The organism is Erysipelatoclostridium sp. An15 (genome assembly GCF_002160675.1).
Classification (GTDB): domain Bacteria; phylum Bacillota_I; class Bacilli_A; order Erysipelotrichales; family Coprobacillaceae; genus Thomasclavelia; species Thomasclavelia merdavium.
This window is the reverse complement of sequence record NZ_NFLA01000017.1, coordinates 43,554-58,215: the sequence shown is the minus strand read 5'-3', so window position 1 is coordinate 58,215 and position 14,662 is coordinate 43,554. Positions and strand designations below refer to the sequence as shown.

The window sequence follows — 14,662 nt, the reverse complement described above, 5'->3', positions numbered from 1 at the left end:
GGTCTTTGACAACTGAATAAAGCAGACAGATACGTTTGTGATACAGCGAGCCACGGGGACTGTACGCCATGACCTTTCCAAAAGAGAGCGAGCGACCCACGCAGTGATCCGAGAGCGACCTTTGGAAAAGTCGCCCCGCCATGACCTGTATTCACAGGATAATGATACGTCCCAGAGGTGGTTTTGCTCATAGGAATGAGATTGGTTGAGATACCAGCGGAGCTTTTCCAGAGCCGTCTGTCTGCTTCCAAAAGACACACAGTAAAGGGGGTGCTTATATATGACAAACAATACTGATGTGCCTATCTGGGAAAAGTACACGCTGACGATTGAGGAAGCGTCAAAATACTTCCGTATCGGGGAAAAGAAATTGCGTAAGCTGGCAGAGGAAAATCTCGACGCTGGCTGGGTGATTGTCAATGGAAACCGTGTGCAGATTAAGCGAAAACAGTTTGAAAAAATCATTGATACATTAGACGAAATCTAATGTCAGCGAGCCGTAGATATGGTATAATAAAGTATAACGTATCAACGGCTCATTCCTTGACGGAAAGGAGCTTCGCACTATGTCTAATGTAAAGAGAAAAGACAATAAGGGACGCAATTTACGACTTGGAGAGAGCCAGAGAAAAGACGGAAGATACGTTTACAAATATACCGATATATACGGAAAACCACAGTTTAAGTATGCTTGGAAACTTGTTCCGACAGACAAGACACCCGCTGGGAAACGTGAAGATTTGTCGTTGAGAGAAAAAGAAAAGCAGATTAAGAAAGACCTTGCCGACGGTATCAATACCATAGGCGGGAAAATGACAGTCTGCCAGCTCTACGCAAAGAAGAACAGCCAGAGGAAAAATGTGAAACGCAACACAGAAAAAGGTCGCCAGTATCTTATGAACGCTTTGAAAAATGACCCATTGGGTATGAGGGCGATTGATACGGTGAAGCTATCGGACGGTAAGGAATGGGCTATGCGAATGTATGAGAATGGCTTTTCCTACAAGACGATTAGCAATTACAAGCGTTCACTGAAAGCGTCATTCTATATGGCGATTGAGGACGACTGTATCAGAAAAAATCCTTTCAATTTCAAATTGAGTGACGTTCTGGAAGATAATTCAGAGCCTAAAGTCATTCTCACGCCAGAGCAGGAAGAAAAAATGCTTGCCTTTATGGAACAGGACAAGACGTACAGCAAGTATTATGATGAAGTGGTTATTCTTCTGGAAACAGGGCTTCGTATTTCTGAATTTTGCGGTCTGACAGTCCATATTGATATGGCGAACCGTATCATCAATGTAGACCACCAGCTATTGAAAGACAGCGAAATCGGCTACTACATTGAAACGCCTAAGACCAAAAAAGGAGAACGCCAGCTTCCAATGACAGAAAGAGCTTATCAAGCCTTTAAGCGAGTGTTACAGAACAGAGGAAAGGCGGAGCCTATCATCATAGGCGGTTACAGCAATTTCCTGTTCCTAAACCAAAAGGGCTTCCCTAAAGTGGCTGGTAACTACGAAAGTATGTTGCGTGGGCTTGTGAAGAAATACAACAAGACACATAAAGACCAGCTACCCAACATCACACCACACTCATTCAGACATACCTACTGCACGAACATGGCAAACAAAGGAATGAACCCGAACACCCTGCAATACGTCATGGGACACGCAAACATCACCATGACATTAGGGTACTACGCACACGGTACTTTCAATTCAGCAAAAGCAGAACTTGAAAGACTGGCTCTTGCTTCTTAAATCGGTGATTGTACTACTCATTTACTACTTTTGGTTGCATTTTCATGCTGGTAAATGCCAGCTTATGCAGAGTATCTTCCAAACGGAAAATGCCGATAAAGCCCTAAAATACAGGCTATACCGACATTTACCAGCTTATGAAAAGATAATCAGAAATTTAGTAAGTTTTTCTTTTTAAAAATTGTGAAGAAAAAAGTAAAAAAGTTACATTTTTTTATAAAGATTTGAAAAAAATATGAAAAAGACAAAAATATTTGCATCAATGCTTGCTTGTGCGATGACTATTGGTATGTTTAGTCAAATAACCTATGCACAAGGTAACGAATATATGACAAATCCATCTTTTGAAAATGAAATTGATAGAAATGCAATTCAACTTTATAAAGCTGAAAGAACTTCAGAAAAAGCTTATGATGGAAACTGGTCTATTAAGGTTGGAAATTATAAACCAGAAAATGAACATGAAATACCAATCTGGTCTTATAATTATGGTAAGGGAAGTGTTAATGTCATTATTGATAATGTAAAACCTAATACAACATATGAAGTAACTACACATTATTATAATGAAACTGGCGTAAAAATGTCGACAGGTGTTCTTGATGTTGATGGTGATTATTCAGCTGAATATCCATGGAAATTAGCATCTAATATTAAAACAAATGCACAAAAAAGTACTGAATGGCAAACTAATGTTCATACAATCACTACTGGACCAAGAACAGATGAAATTTATGCATTTGCATACATGGAATGGACAGGTAATGAAAGTGGAGCTGGTGTTTTCTATTTTGATGATGTTGAAATAAAAGAAGTAGAAACAGTTGAAAATAATGTTCAAACAATAGCTTATAACGGCGAAACTACTGGATTCCCTGATACTGTTCCAGCGATTCAAAATTTTGAACAAACAAGTGGTGTTTACAAATTGACAAAGAGAAATCAAGTTTTCTCAACTGATGAATTCTCTAAAGCTAAAACTGAATATTTAGCAAAGTCAATGAAAGAAAAGGGAATTATTGAAAATTATACTATAAATGTTATTGATAATATTAGTAATGCAAAAGGAATTACTCTTTATAAACAACCAGTATCTTTTGAATTAAATGATATGGTTAAAGGTAGAGAATGTGAAAAAGATGCATATCAAATTGATATCACTGAAAATGCAGTAACTATCTACTCTGATTACATTGAAGGAATTCAAAATGGTTCAATGACTATTTTACAAGCTTTTGTTCAAAGAGATAGTCTAAATTGTGGTGTTGTTCAAGACTATACAGATCAAAATATTCGTGGATTACAAGTTGACTCTGGTAGACGTTATTATTCAATCGATTGGTTGAAAAAACAAGTTGAACAAATGGCATATTACAAACAAAATGTATTGCAATTAAGACTCAAAGATAACGAAGGAATTCGTTTTGATTCTAAAGTAGCTCCTGAATTAGTTGACCGAAAAGGTGGTTTCTGGACTCAAAAAGAAATTGATGAATTAGTAAATTATGCTGCTAAGTTTAATATCGAAGTAATTCCAGAAGTAGACTTCCCTGGTCACTCAGGTCAAGAAGCTGATTATCATAAAGAATGGAAAATTACTGAGAATTGTTCAAATTTAGATTTTTCAAAACCTGAAGTTAGAGAATATATATTTGCAATTTATCAAGAAGCAGCTAATATGTTCCATGCCAAAACTATCCATATCGGTGGTGATGAATATTTCCAAACATCAGGATGGGGTGTTGAAGGTAATCAAAAATTATCAGCTTGGGCTCAAGAACAAACTGGAAATCCTGCTGCTGATCAAAGAGATGCTTTGAAATTATTCTTTAATGAAGCAGCCAAACCTTTCTTAGATAAAGGAATGAAAGTATTAGTATGGAATGATAATATCTTCTCATTTGATAGTGTTGTTGATTTAGATAAAAGAATTGTAGTTGACGTTTGGGGTGGCGGAATTTATGGTTCTGTAATGGCTTCTGATGCAATTAAAGCTGGATATAATGTAATGTCAAGTTCTTCATCAAACTATCATGATTTATGGCCACAACAAGGTCAAAATAAATTAGATCGTCCAGCACCAAAGAATTTATATGAAAACTTTACTAGATATACTTATTCAGGTAGTGCATTTAATTACCCATTCTACAATCAAGATGAAGTATTAACAGAAAACTTAGATCAAGCTCAAGGACAAGTTTTCCCAATTTGGGATGATGCTCATGGTTATGTTCCTGAATACATACTTTCAAGAACATTATTCCCAAGATATGCTGGATTTGCATACAAAACTTGGGGTGCTGAATATGACAGCGGACTTTCATATGAAGAATTTGAACGTTTAGCATACGCTGTTGAATCACCAAGACCAGAATTATTAGGTAGCCAAGTTGCTAAAAAATACACAGCAACTGATTATCAAGCAGTAGTTAAAACTATCAAAGATGGACTAGCTAATATCAAAACAGATGATATAAACGTACAAAAGAATATTGATGAATTAAACGCTTTGTTAGATACACCTAATGACAAAATATTATATACTGTTCAAGAAATTGAAACATTAATTCATAAATATGAAAATGTAGAATATGTAGCTGATAAAGGAAAAGTAACAATTAAATATGTTGATGAAACTAATAAAGATTTATGCGATCCAATAGTTATCGAAGATGAAGTTGGCATGGCATATACTTCTACTGCAAAAGAATTTGAAAATTATACATTAGTACAAGCGCCTGCAAATGCTAATGGTGTTATTGAAAAAGGTGAATTAGAAGTAGTATATGTATATCAAAAGAATCAAGTGCCTCCAACACCAGAAGATCCAGATAAAAATGATCCTGTAAAAGATAATGGAAGCCAAAATGGACAAAACAATTCAAAAGGTTCAGTTGAAACTGGTGATCAAACTGCCCTTCTAGCAACTGTATTTGTCAGTGCAATATCTCTTTTAGGAATATACGCTAGTATTAAAATGAGAAAAAGAAAAAATTAATTTTAATAGAAACTGGGATTAAATAACCCAGTTTTTATTATATGTAAAAGCAATCTTTGTTTCTACGAGGCTACGTGCTATAATAATGATACATGGGCGATGTGGTATATGAATAAAAAACATGGTATTAAAAAGAAGTTATTAAAGGAATAATTTTTTTAAAATACCATTGTTTCTTTTATTCAAGAAAGATATAATATTACAAGAATAAGAAAGTAGGGGAATTTAAGCATGTATAAGATTATACGAAAAGAAGTATTAAATGATGTTGTAGAACTTATGGAAATTCATGCTCCTTATGTCGCAAAAAAATGCGAACCTGGTCAATTCATTATTCTTCGTGTTGGGGAAGATGGTGAAAGAATTCCATTAACGATTGCAGATTTTGATCGTGAAAAAGAAACAATTACTATCATTTATCAAATTGTAGGCTATTCAACAAAAGAATTATCAAAATTAAATGAAGGTGATGAACTAACTGATTTTGTTGGTCCGTTAGGTGTTCCAACTACATTCCACGAAGTTAAAAGAGTTATTGGGGTAGCTGGAGGTGTTGGAAGCGCTCCACTATATCCACAACTTCGTGAACTAGCTGCTCGTGGAGTAGAAGTAGATGTTATCATTGGTGGTCGTGAAGCTCAATATGTATTAATGGCAGATGAGTTTAAAAAATTCTGTAAAAATGTTTATATTGCAACAGATGATGGATCACTTGGAACTAAAGGTTTTGTAACTACTGTTTTAACTGATTTATTAGAAAAAGGTGAAACATATGATGAAGTTATCGCTATTGGTCCTGTACCAATGATGAAAGCTGTTGTTGGTGTTACTAAGCCAAGAAATATTAAAACTTCAGTTTCATTAAATCCAATTATGATTGATGGAACAGGAATGTGCGGTTGCTGTCGTGTAACAGTTGACGGTAAAGTTAAATTTGCTTGTGTGGATGGTCCTGATTTTGATGGACTACAAGTTGATTTTGATGAATTAATGATGCGTCAAAGAATGTTTAAAGAAGAAGAACATGTAGTAAGTGAAAATGCTAATAGAATGTGTAATTTAATGGGAGGTGTCAAATAATGGCTAAACCAAATATGTCACCTACAAAGGTTCAAATGCCTGAACAAGAACCTGATGTAAGAAATAAAAACTTTAAAGAAGTTGCTTTAGGATATACTAAAGAAATGGCAATGGAAGAAGCAACTAGATGTTTAAACTGTAAACATCAGCCATGTAAAACAGGATGTCCAGTAGGAGTTCCAATTCCTGAATTTATAAAAGAAGTTGCTGCTGGAAATTTTGAAGAAGCATATAAAATCATTACAAGTGAAAATGCTTTACCAGCTATTTGTGGACGTGTTTGCCCTCAAGAAAATCAATGTGAAGGAAAATGTGTTCGTGGTATTAAAGGTGAAGCAGTTGGTATTGGTCGATTAGAACGTTTTGTTGCTGATTACCATATGGCTCACGGTAAACCTGCTACTTTAGATATTAAACCAAATGGTAAAAAAGTAGCGATTGTAGGTTCTGGACCTGCAGGAATTACTTGTGCTGGTGAATTAGCTAAAAAAGGATATGATGTAACTGTTTTTGAAGCACTTCATAAAACAGGTGGAGTTCTTTCTTATGGAATTCCTGAATTCCGTTTACCAAAAGATTTAGTTCAAAAAGAAGTTGACAGTGTTGCTGCTTTAGGTGTTGACTTTGAAACAAATGTTGTTGTAGGACGTTCAATTACAATTGATGAATTACAAGAACAAGGATATCAAGGTATCTTCATTGGTAGTGGTGCTGGATTACCTCGATTCCAAAATATTCCTGGTGAAAACTTAAACGGTGTTTATGCAGCAAATGAATTTTTAACACGTGTTAACTTAATGAAGGGATATGAATTCCCTAATCATCCTACACCTGTTAAAATTACTGATACAGTTTGTGTAATTGGTGCTGGTAACGTAGCAATGGATGCGGCAAGAACAGCTAAACGTTTAGGGGCTAAAAATGTTTATATTGTTTATCGTCGTGGTGTTGATGAAATTCCAGCTCGTGCTGAAGAAGTACATCATGCTAAAGAAGAAGGAATTATCTTTAAATTATTAACTAACCCGGTTAAAATCGAAGGTGAAGATGGATGGGTTAAATCAATGGAATGTGTAGAAATGGAACTTGGTGAACCTGATGAATCAGGACGTAGAAGACCAGTTGTTATTGAAGGTTCAAACTTTGTTATTGAAACTGGAACTGTAATTGTAGCAATTGGACAAAGTCCAAATCCATTGATTAGACAAACTACTCCTGGTCTAGATACTCAAAGATGGGGTGGAATTATTGTTGATGAAGACACTATGAAAACAAGTAAAGAAGGTGTCTTTGCCGGTGGCGATGTTGTAACTGGTGCGGCAACAGTAATTTTAGCTATGGGTGCTGGTAAAACAGCTGCTAAAGCAATGGACGAATATTTATCAAAATTATAAGATAGTTAGATTGATCAACTCTATTAATTTAGAGTTGATTTTTATTTTTAGCAACACTTTATGTTAAAATGAAGGTGAGGTGATTGAATGGAGGTATTAATAATATATTGTCATCCTAGCGATAATAGTTTTACAGCACGGATTAAAGATGAATTTATTAAGGGACTAGTGGCAGCAGGACATCAATATACTTTAGTGGATTTATATCAAGAAAATTTTAATGAGACTTTTAGTGAACAAGAATATACAAGAGAAGCTTTTTATAATGATGAGATGTCAATTAGTGAAGATGTGAAAGCTTATCATAAGTTAATTAATGAGGCTGATATTTTAACTTTTATTTATCCAGTGTTTTGGACTGAAGCACCAGCTAAGCTGGTAGGATGGTTTCAAAGAGTTTGGACTTATGGCTTTGCCTATGGTAATCATGCAGCAATGAAACAATTAGATAAAGCATTGTTTTTGGTTACAATGGGCGGTGATCTTAATGAATTAGTGCGTCAGGAGCAATTAGAAGCAATGAAAACAGTTATGCTTGAAGATCGTATCAATGAACGAGCTAAAGAAAAAGAAATGATTGTTTTTGATCGAATGTCTAGAGATTATCCTAATCGAGAAGCTAATTTTGAACGTTTTTTAAAAATGGCTTATCAAATAGGAAATAATTTGTAGTTTGTATTTAAGTGATAAAAAAGTTATAAATTATTGAATTAATTATTATCATGATAAAAAAGCTATTAATTTTTTATCATTTCGTGTATAATTGACATAAAGGAGTGATAATAAAAAATGTATAAATTTTTGGAACCATATGCTGCAATGGTTGAATTTCTAGGAAAAGCATTAGGGGACAATGTCGAAATTGCTTTACATGATTTAACTTCAAAAGATCAAGAAATTGTCGCAATAATCAATAACCATAACTCAGGAAGAGAAATTGGGGCTAAGTTATCGAATTTATCATTACATTACTTAGAAGAAAAACAATATCTTGATCATGATTATGTAATTAATTATAAAACTACCGGACCTGACGGTAAATTAATGCGAGCTGCTACTTATTTTATTAAGGAATCCGATAAAGAGATGCCAGTAGGAATGCTTTGTATTAATGTTAATATTTCTGATTTTGAGTATTTAACAGCAACAATTAAAAAAATCTTAGGGATTAAAGATGAAAAAGATATTGAATTTAAAATGGATAATCCAGTCGAAATTTTATCTTCACCTTTAGATGAAATGATTGATATGTATATTAAAGAATGTCTAGAAAAAATGGGCTTCCCAAGTTATTTCTTGGCAGAACGATTAAATGTTGATGAAAAGATCAAAGTAGTTAAATATCTACAAGAAAAAGGTACCTTTAAAGTTAAAGGAGCAATTGTTTTAGTTGCTGAAAAACTAGCGGTTTCTGAACCAACAGTATATCGTTATTTAAAGAAAATGGAAAAATAGGAGGTTAAAATGAAAGAAGTCGTATATGTTAGTGGACATAGAAATCCAGATACTGACAGTATTTGTTCAGCGATTGCTTATTCATATTTATTAAAAGCTATTAATCGCTATAATGCAATGCCGGTTAGATTAGGAAAAGTTAATCGGGAAACTGAATATGTTTTAAAAAGATTTGATGTTGAGATACCGGTTTTATTGAAAACAGTAAAACAAAAAGTAGAAGATTTAAACTATGATAAAGTAACTGTTTTTTCTAAAGAATTAACATTAAAAACAGCATGGGATCTAATGAAACAACAAAATGTAAAATCAGCACCAATATTAGATGACCATGGGCAATTATTAGGTTTACTTTCAACATCAAATATTGTTGAAGGATTCATGGAAAAATGGGATAGTAGTTTATTAAAAGATGCGCATACACCAATTGAAAATGTTATCGATACTCTTGAAGCTTCAATTCTTTATTTGAACCATGATTTAAAAATAATCAGTGGTGATCTTCATATCGCTGCAATGCGTGGTGAAGAAGCTAAAAAAAGAATTAAACCAGGGGATATTGTTATTGTTGGTGGTGACCGTGATGATGCTGTTAATTCATTAATTGAAGCACAAGTATCTTTAATTATTTTGACAGGTTCTCTTGAACTTGAAAAAGATATGCTTGATAAATTGAAAGATAAGGGGATTAGTGTTATTTCTACACCATTTAATACATATTTAACTTCACAACAAATTATTCAAGCTATTCCAGTTGAATATATTATGCAAAAGGGTGATTTGAAAATTTTCACTACTGATGATACATTGGATCATGTAAAAGAAGTCATGAGTGAAACTCGTTTTAGAAGTTATCCAGTATTAGATTTAAATAATAGATGTGTAGGAAGTATTTCACGTTTTGCTCTGTTAAAAGGATTAAGAAAAAAAGTTATTTTAGTCGACCATAACGAACGTGGTCAATCAATTCCTGGAATTGAAGAAGCTGATATTTTAGAAATTGTCGATCACCATCGTGTTGCTGATATTCAAACAGTTGGACCATTATTATTTAGAGGGGAACCACTTGGATCAACAGCAACAATTGTTACTAAAATGTTTGAAGAATTTGATGTTGAAATTCCACAAGCAATTGCAGGAATTTTACTTGGAGCAGTTGTTTCTGATACATTGTTGTTTAAATCACCAACATGTACACCAACAGATACAAAAATAGCTCGTAAATTAGCTAAAATTGCTCAAGTTGATATTCAAGAATTTGCAATGGATATGTTTAAAGCTGGAACATCTTTAGCTGGAAAAACAGTGGAAGAAATCTTTAATCAAGATTTCAAAAAATTCTTATTTGAAAATGGAACAGTTGGTGTTGGACAAGTAAACACTATGGATATTGAAGGTTTTGCGGAATATAAAGCAGAAATGCTTGAATATATGACAAAATTCGCTCAAGATAATAATTTAGACTTTGTGGCATTATTATTGACAGATGTAATTAATGCTAATAGTGAAATTTTTGCAGCTGGACCAAAAGCATATTTAGTTGAACAAGCATTTAATATTAAATTAAATGATAGTCAAGCAACTTTAAAAGGTGTTATTTCTCGTAAAAAACAAGTAGTTCCTGCAATTACTGCAGTTATGAGTGATTAAAATGAGATTAGATAAATTTTTAAAAGTATCCAGAATCATTAAGCGTCGGACTTTATCAAAAGAAATTAGTGAAAGTTCTCGAGTTAAAGTTAATGGGAAAGTAGCTAAACCAAGTACTCGTTTAAAAGTAGGCGATGAAATTGAAATTGAGTTTGGACGTAGTCTATTAACGGTTCAAGTAAAAGAATTAAAAGAACATGTATTAAAAGAAGATAGCACGATGCTTTATGAGATAATTAAGGAAGAAAGAATTCAACGAGATATCTAGTTAGCTAGATATCTTTTGTTTATAATAATTATATATGTAAATTGTTTGATAGATATTGCAATTTGGTATACTATATATAAAGAAGTGAAAGGAGATTTTTATGTACGCAAAATTAGCTTGGGAAAAATATACTGATGAACAAATAAAAGATGTTATGGCTTTTAATGAAGGCTATAAAAACTTTATTACTAATGGAAAAACAGAAAGATTATGTGTTAAACAAAGTATTGAGTTAGCCAAAGAAAAAGGTTTTAAAGAGTTAAGTGAATATGAAACTTTAAAACCAGGTGATAAAGTATATGTTAATAATATGAATAAAAATATCGCATTGTTTGTAGTTGGAAAACAACCAATAGAAACAGGAATGCGTATTTTAGGGGCTCATATTGATTCTCCAAGAATGGATTTAAAGCAAAATCCTTTATATGAAAGTGAAGGGTTTGCTTTGTTAGATACTCATTATTATGGTGGGGTAAAAAAATATCAATGGGTAACAATTCCTTTATCTTTAATTGGGGTTGTTGTAAAAAAAGATGGTACTGTAATTGATGTTAATATTGGTGAAGATGAAAATGATCCAGTAGTAGGAATTTCTGATTTATTAATTCATTTATCTGCTGATCAAATGAAAAAAGATGCTTCTAAAGTTATTGAAGGTGAAGATTTAGACGTTACAATTGCTAGTATTCCTTTAAAAGATAGTGAAAAAGAAGCTGTTAAAGCCAATGTTTTAAAAATCTTAAAAGAAAAATATGATTTTGAAGAAGAAGATTTTTTAAGTGCTGAAATTGAAGTTGTTCCTAGTGGAAAAGCACGTGATTATGGAATTGACCGTAGCATGGTAGCTGGATATGGACATGATGATCGTGTCTGTGCTTATACTTCATTGATGGCATTATTACAAGTAAACGTTCCTGAATATACTAGCTGCTGTATCTTAGTTGATAAAGAAGAAATCGGTAGTGTTGGAGCTACTGGAGCCCAATCACTATTCTTTGAAAACACAGTGGCTGAATTACTTGCAAAACAAGGAACTGATAGTTTTGTAAAAACTCGTCAAGCTTTAGCTAATTCAAAAATGTTATCTAGTGACGTTAGTGCTGGTGTTGATCCATTATATTTAAGTGTTAATGATAAGAAAAATGCTGCTTATTTAGGTAAAGGTATTGTTTTTAACAAATATACTGGATCACGTGGTAAGAGTGGTTCTAATGATGCTAATGCTGAATATATGGCAGAAATTAGAAATATTTTAGATAGTAAAAATGTATATTATCAAACTGCTGAATTAGGTAAAGTTGATCAAGGTGGTGGGGGAACCATCGCATATATTTTAGGAAACTATAATATGAATGTTATTGATGCTGGTGTTGCTGTATTAAATATGCATGCGCCAATGGAAATTGTAAGCAAAGTAGATGTTTATGAAGCTTATGTAGCTTATTTAACATTCTTAGAAAATATTTAAGATATTTGGTTTTTCCAAATATCTTTTTTTATGTCATAATATAATTATTATAAAGATGGGAGGTTAGATTATGTCGGAGGCAGATGTTATAAAACAAAGTAATAAGCCCCAAAGTAAAACAAGCATAAAAAAAGATTTACAGGCATTAGGATTGAAATCTGGCGATATAATATTAGTACATTCTTCAATGTCTAAAATTGGCTGGATTGCCGGGCGAGAAATAGCAGTTATTGAAGCATTATTGGAGGTAGTAGGCTTACAAGGGACAATTGTCATGCCTAGTTTTACTGGTGAAAATAGTCAACCTGAGCTTTGGCAAAATCCACCTGTACCAGCTAGCTGGGTAGACCAGATTAAAAATGAAATGTTACCGTTTGATCCTTTGACAACACCAACTAGAGAAATGGGATTAATAGCTGAGGCTTTTTGGCACTATCCTGGAACGTTACGTTCTAACCATCCTCAAGTTTCTATGAGCGGACATGGTAAATTGGCTAAGTCAATTATTGAAAATCATCAATTATCACCAGGTTTTGGACGGTTTTCGCCATTACAGCGGGTATATGATTTAAATGGTAAGGTATTATTACTAGGGGTTGATTATAATCGTTGTACTTGTATGCACTTAGCTGAAGTTTGGTTGAATAAAGAAAACCAGTGGTATTTAGATGGCGCTTGTATTAAAGAAAATGGTCAAGTTATTTGGAAAGAGTTTCTAGAAATTGCTTATGATGAAAGTGATTTTTTAGAAATTGGACGAAAATATGAACAGGAAAATAATGTGGTCAATGGATTAGTTGGGCAGGCATCAGCAAAACTTATTGATGTTAAATCTTTGTGTGATTTTGCTTTTGAATGGATGTTGAAGAATAGAAAATAAAGATATTATCAAAGATTTTGGTGTTTTTTATCGATGATTATATTTAATTGTAAAAAAATAAATAAGTAGCTTGTATTATGATGTTTAAATCTAGTACAATTAAACAAAGGCGGTGATGAAGGTGGATAAAGTTGAAGTAGTTGATTATAATGAACAATGGCCACGAAAATATGTTTATGAGGCTAATGTAATTAGAAATATTCTTGTCGGTGAATTAATTACTATTACTCATATTGGATCTACCGCGGTTCCTGGTTTGAAAGCAAAGCCAACAATTGATATATTGGCTTTTGTAAAAGATGTAAAAAAATTAGATGATTTAAATGAAAAGTTTGAAGCAGCAGGATATCGTTGTTTGGGAGAAGATGGTATTAAAGGCAGAAGATTCTTTATGAAAAGTGATAACTCAGTACATGTGCACGCTTATGATGATAATAATCGTGATCGAATTGAGGCTTTACTAGCTTTTTATGATTATCTAAAAGATAATCCAGAGGTTGCTAAAGAATATGAAGATTTGAAAGTTAAATTAGCTAAAAAGTATCCAAGAAATATTAAGAAGTATACGCAAGGTAAAGCGGCATTTACAAAGGAAATAGAAACTAAAGCGGTGAATCGATATCGTCATAAGGATATTGAACAAATTTAGTGGTTCTTAATTTCTCCATTTTGCATAATTTATTAATGGAGGTAATTATATGGACAACAACAGTAATGGTATACGTTTTGAACATACTCCTTATCATAACGTGTATTTAAAAGATCGTAAAAATATTGAATTAACAGGGGTGAAAAGAATTGAAAGTTTTGATTCTTTAGAATTTTTGATAGAAACTTCGTTAGGTTTTTTAAATATCAAAGGAACCGAACTTTCTTTAACACGATTAGATCAGGAAAAAAATGAAGTAAGCATTAAAGGAAATATTGATGCTATTTCATATGTTTCTAGTAAAAAAAGTCCCAAAAGTAAAGAAAGTGTTTTTAATAAATTGCTTAAATAATGGATTTAATAAAGCAGCTTCAAGGGATCAGCTATTCACTGGTATTTGGCTTTCTCTTTACTTTTGTTTATAGTCTTATCAATCGTGTGTTTTATAAATACCACAAAAGTATATTTAGATATTTTATACAGATTATTGTTGGTATTGTTTTTGGGTATTGCTATTATCTTGGTTTGTTAGTGATTAATAATGGTGTGATAAGAGGATATTTTATTATTAGTTTATTAGTAGGATATGTTCTTTATCTTAATTATTATAGCTATTATATGTTTTTTGTAATTGAAGCGATTGTGAAAATGTTAAAATATATTTTATCCCCAATTATATTCATTTTTAGAAAAATAAATGGTATAATAAGACGCATGAAGAAGGTGATTAGATGGCTAATAAAAGAAAAGTTTTCAAATTAATTAAAGGTTTTTCCTTTATGATCATTGGATGTGCTTTGATGATTGTTTTATTTAGCAGCGCTATGAACGTTCTTCAGCGTCAGGATGAAATAGCAGTTTTAGAAAAACAAAAAAAAGCTGTTGAAAAAGAAAAGGCCGAATTACAAAATGAAGTAGAATTATTGAATGATGAAGATTATGTTGCTCGTTATGCTCGTGAAAATTATATATTTTCTCGTGATGGCGAACAAGTATCTATCATTCCTGGAGTAGAATAAGCACTAAGTGCTTATTTTTGTTTTAGTTTTTTAGGGGG

General features: G+C 32.7%; 15 protein-coding genes. All 15 read left to right on the top strand.

The features are described 5' to 3' along the window. The first annotated feature begins 280 nt into the window (after positions 1 to 280). The 15 genes from B5E92_RS07245 (at position 281) to B5E92_RS07170 (ending at position 14,624) form a co-directional block, all read left to right on the top strand. A complete protein-coding gene (locus tag B5E92_RS07245) occupies positions 281 to 487 on the top strand; it encodes an excisionase (protein ID WP_010817916.1) in 207 nt (68 codons plus the stop codon). Between the two features lie 79 nt (positions 488 to 566). After that, positions 567 to 1,763, top strand: coding sequence for a tyrosine-type recombinase/integrase (locus B5E92_RS07240; RefSeq protein ID WP_087300674.1), 1,197 nt, complete (start codon positions 567 to 569; stop codon positions 1,761 to 1,763). 235 nt (positions 1,764 to 1,998) lie between these two features. Further along, entirely contained in the window at positions 1,999 to 4,761 is a 2,763-nt protein-coding gene (locus tag B5E92_RS07230; protein ID WP_087300670.1) for a family 20 glycosylhydrolase, read from the top strand. A 231-nt stretch (positions 4,762 to 4,992) separates the two neighbouring features. Then, positions 4,993 to 5,841: a sulfide/dihydroorotate dehydrogenase-like FAD/NAD-binding protein gene (locus B5E92_RS07225; RefSeq protein WP_087300668.1), complete on the top strand. Its 849-nt coding sequence runs from the start codon at positions 4,993 to 4,995 to the stop codon at positions 5,839 to 5,841. Continuing rightward, a complete protein-coding gene (gltA, locus tag B5E92_RS07220) occupies positions 5,841 to 7,235 on the top strand; it encodes an NADPH-dependent glutamate synthase (protein ID WP_087300666.1) in 1,395 nt (464 codons plus the stop codon). Before B5E92_RS07225 ends, gltA begins: the two co-directional genes overlap by 1 nt. Positions 7,236 to 7,322: 87 nt before the next feature. Further along, complete coding sequence (locus B5E92_RS07215; protein WP_087300664.1) at positions 7,323 to 7,907, top strand: NAD(P)H-dependent oxidoreductase; 585 nt, start codon at positions 7,323 to 7,325, stop codon at positions 7,905 to 7,907. A gap of 117 nt (positions 7,908 to 8,024) precedes the next feature. Further along, entirely contained in the window at positions 8,025 to 8,690 is a 666-nt protein-coding gene (locus B5E92_RS07210; RefSeq protein ID WP_087300662.1) for a transcriptional regulator, read from the top strand. A gap of 9 nt (positions 8,691 to 8,699) precedes the next feature. Continuing rightward, positions 8,700 to 10,340, top strand: a complete 1,641-nt coding sequence (locus B5E92_RS07205) for a putative manganese-dependent inorganic diphosphatase (protein WP_087300660.1) — start codon at positions 8,700 to 8,702, stop codon at positions 10,338 to 10,340. 1 nt (position 10,341) lies between these two features. Continuing rightward, the gene (locus B5E92_RS07200; protein WP_087300658.1) at positions 10,342 to 10,608 is read left to right on the top strand and encodes an RNA-binding S4 domain-containing protein; all 267 of its coding nucleotides are present in this window, start codon (positions 10,342 to 10,344) and stop codon (positions 10,606 to 10,608) included. 100 nt (positions 10,609 to 10,708) lie between these two features. Then, positions 10,709 to 12,076, top strand: coding sequence for an aminopeptidase (locus B5E92_RS07195; RefSeq protein ID WP_087300656.1), 1,368 nt, complete (start codon positions 10,709 to 10,711; stop codon positions 12,074 to 12,076). A 70-nt stretch (positions 12,077 to 12,146) separates the two neighbouring features. Continuing rightward, positions 12,147 to 12,956: an aminoglycoside N(3)-acetyltransferase gene (locus B5E92_RS07190; RefSeq protein ID WP_087300654.1), complete on the top strand. Its 810-nt coding sequence runs from the start codon at positions 12,147 to 12,149 to the stop codon at positions 12,954 to 12,956. 115 nt (positions 12,957 to 13,071) lie between these two features. Next, on the top strand, positions 13,072 to 13,605 hold the full coding sequence (locus B5E92_RS07185; protein WP_087300652.1) for a GrpB family protein: 534 nt from the start codon (positions 13,072 to 13,074) through the stop codon (positions 13,603 to 13,605). Between the two features lie 49 nt (positions 13,606 to 13,654). Continuing rightward, a complete protein-coding gene (gene yabP / locus B5E92_RS07180) occupies positions 13,655 to 13,957 on the top strand; it encodes a sporulation protein YabP (protein ID WP_087300650.1) in 303 nt (100 codons plus the stop codon). Then, entirely contained in the window at positions 13,957 to 14,367 is a 411-nt protein-coding gene (gene yabQ / locus B5E92_RS07175; protein ID WP_087300648.1) for a spore cortex biosynthesis protein YabQ, read from the top strand. The genes yabP and yabQ overlap by 1 nt, the downstream gene beginning before the upstream one ends. Next, a complete protein-coding gene (locus tag B5E92_RS07170) occupies positions 14,337 to 14,624 on the top strand; it encodes a septum formation initiator family protein (RefSeq protein WP_087300646.1) in 288 nt (95 codons plus the stop codon). The genes yabQ and B5E92_RS07170 overlap by 31 nt, the downstream gene beginning before the upstream one ends. The last annotated feature ends 38 nt before the right edge of the window (positions 14,625 to 14,662 follow it).

Excerpts from the sequence above, each read along its gene's own strand:
- B5E92_RS07190 (WP_087300654.1), top strand. The coding sequence starts at position 12,147 with ATGTCGGAGGCAGATGTTATAAAACAAAGTAATAAGCCCCAAAGTAAA.
- B5E92_RS07215 (WP_087300664.1), top strand. The coding sequence starts at position 7,323 with ATGGAGGTATTAATAATATATTGTCATCCTAGCGATAATAGTTTTACA.
- B5E92_RS07195 (WP_087300656.1), top strand. The coding sequence starts at position 10,709 with ATGTACGCAAAATTAGCTTGGGAAAAATATACTGATGAACAAATAAAA.
- B5E92_RS07200 (WP_087300658.1), top strand. The coding sequence starts at position 10,342 with ATGAGATTAGATAAATTTTTAAAAGTATCCAGAATCATTAAGCGTCGG.
- B5E92_RS07170 (WP_087300646.1), top strand. The coding sequence starts at position 14,337 with ATGGCTAATAAAAGAAAAGTTTTCAAATTAATTAAAGGTTTTTCCTTT.
- yabQ (WP_087300648.1), top strand. The coding sequence starts at position 13,957 with ATGGATTTAATAAAGCAGCTTCAAGGGATCAGCTATTCACTGGTATTT.
- yabP (WP_087300650.1), top strand. The coding sequence starts at position 13,655 with ATGGACAACAACAGTAATGGTATACGTTTTGAACATACTCCTTATCAT.
- B5E92_RS07245 (WP_010817916.1), top strand. The coding sequence starts at position 281 with ATGACAAACAATACTGATGTGCCTATCTGGGAAAAGTACACGCTGACG.
- B5E92_RS07240 (WP_087300674.1), top strand. The coding sequence starts at position 567 with ATGTCTAATGTAAAGAGAAAAGACAATAAGGGACGCAATTTACGACTT.
- B5E92_RS07225 (WP_087300668.1), top strand. The coding sequence starts at position 4,993 with ATGTATAAGATTATACGAAAAGAAGTATTAAATGATGTTGTAGAACTT.
- B5E92_RS07185 (WP_087300652.1), top strand. The coding sequence starts at position 13,072 with ATGAAGGTGGATAAAGTTGAAGTAGTTGATTATAATGAACAATGGCCA.
- gltA (WP_087300666.1), top strand. The coding sequence starts at position 5,841 with ATGGCTAAACCAAATATGTCACCTACAAAGGTTCAAATGCCTGAACAA.
- B5E92_RS07230 (WP_087300670.1), top strand. The coding sequence starts at position 1,999 with ATGAAAAAGACAAAAATATTTGCATCAATGCTTGCTTGTGCGATGACT.
- B5E92_RS07205 (WP_087300660.1), top strand. The coding sequence starts at position 8,700 with ATGAAAGAAGTCGTATATGTTAGTGGACATAGAAATCCAGATACTGAC.
- B5E92_RS07210 (WP_087300662.1), top strand. The coding sequence starts at position 8,025 with ATGTATAAATTTTTGGAACCATATGCTGCAATGGTTGAATTTCTAGGA.